At 41.8% G+C, this 584-nt stretch carries 1 protein-coding gene; it reads right to left on the minus strand.

Going from position 1 to position 584, the window contains the following annotated elements:
- Window positions 1-323: 323 nt before the first annotated feature.
- Window positions 324-584: M15 family metallopeptidase (locus NS334_RS17960; protein ID WP_193753153.1), on the minus strand; the 261-nt coding region annotated here is incomplete at its 5' end.

Raw genomic sequence — 584 nt, forward strand, 5'->3', positions numbered from 1 at the left:
GTCGTGGGGAGCGTGCCGAAACCTATGCGCCAGTTCTGCTACGAACGTAAACGTGAGCTATTCCCGCAGATCAAGATTTTCCTTCCCAGCGATCGACCACTGCCCTTGGTCGAGAAACTCAGAAAGCACGTCAGCAGAGATTTTTAGAAATGGCATCGTGTACTCCGCGCAAGAGCGATTTAGATCAGTTACGCGAAAATTTTATATCTTTGCCAATGTCAAACATCGATATTTGTAAAACCGCACATAATGAATTGACTATCACAATAATCTACGGATATATTAGAAGTATTATATCAGTTGTCACAATCTAAAAGTCGACCCTAAATATTGGCTGCTTGAAAATGCATTGCATCGGCGTATTTCCATTTTCCACCCCAAGTCCAATCCTCATCTTCGAACAACTTAACTACTTCCAATGGCATCATTTTCTTCTTTGGGTCCTTACTATGCTTTATTTTCCAGCCATTGATCAGATGACTCAAATCAATTGCGGCTCCCCATGAGTGAATCGATAAATTTTCTCCACCAGTTTTTAGTTTGAATACATGAACTCCCGCGCAAAGATCCAGCTCATATAGGCT

Source organism: Sphingomonas endophytica (genome assembly GCF_001476895.1).
In the GTDB taxonomy this organism is placed as follows: domain Bacteria; phylum Pseudomonadota; class Alphaproteobacteria; order Sphingomonadales; family Sphingomonadaceae; genus Sphingomonas; species Sphingomonas endophytica_A.